Origin of the sequence: Mycobacterium asiaticum (genome assembly GCF_001673365.1) — a bacterium.
Taxonomy (GTDB): Bacteria; Actinomycetota; Actinomycetes; order Mycobacteriales; family Mycobacteriaceae; genus Mycobacterium; species Mycobacterium asiaticum_A.
In genome coordinates this window covers 1-843 of sequence record NZ_LZLS01000128.1, presented here as the reverse complement: position 1 = coordinate 843, position 843 = coordinate 1, and the positions used below count along the sequence as shown (strand labels likewise).

1 protein-coding gene is annotated in these 843 nt (G+C 65.6%); it reads left to right on the top strand.

Annotated features, from left to right (window positions below; genetic code table 11):
- The coding region (locus A5634_RS13640) for a SigB/SigF/SigG family RNA polymerase sigma factor (RefSeq protein WP_065144203.1) at nucleotides 1-574 on the top strand (574 nt) is incomplete at its 5' end.
- Nucleotides 575-843 lie beyond the last annotated feature (269 nt).

Sequence of the window (843 nt, the reverse complement as noted above, 5' to 3'; positions counted from 1 at the left end):
GCGGGTTGGACTGGTCAACGCTGTCGTCCGCTTCGACGTCGAAACCGGTTCGGATTTCGTCTCTTTCGCGGTGCCCACCATCATGGGTGAAGTCCGTCGCCACTTCCGGGACAACAGTTGGTCGGTCAAGGTCCCGCGCCGGCTCAAGGAACTGCACCTGCGGCTGGGCACCGCCACGGCCGAACTGTCGCAGCGGCTGGGTCGGGCGCCGACCGCCACCGAACTCGCCGTCGAACTCGGTATGGACCGCGCCGAGGTGGTCGAGGGCCTGGTGGCTGGCAGCTCCTACAACACGTTGTCCATCGATAGCGGTGGCGGCAACGAAGACGACGACGCCCGCGCCATCGCTGACACGCTGGGCGACGTGGACGCGGGTCTGGATCGGATCGAAAACCGCGAGGCACTGCGCCCGTTACTGGAGGCGTTGCCCGAGCGCGAACGAACTGTGTTGGTACTGCGGTTTTTTGAGTCGATGACGCAGACGCAGATCGCCGAACGGGTCGGCATCTCACAGATGCACGTGTCCCGGTTGCTGGCTAAGTCCCTGGCCCGGCTTCGGGACCAGCTCGAGTAACTCTCGCGCAGGCTCGCTCGACGACGCGCTACGACCAGCCAGTTGGACTTTGTTTGTGCGCTCGACGGCGTTGAGTGTGCAGCTACGGCGGCCGCTTCGGCGTGTCGCCCGCCGTGAGCGCACACTCAAAGCCGTTGATGGACAGGGGCCTCGAGTGTGCACTCGCGGCTCCGAGTGTGCATTAGCGGCGTCGAGTGTGCGCTCACGGCGGGCGACACGCCGAAGCGGCCGCCGTAGCTGCACACTCAACGCCGTCGAGCGCACAAACA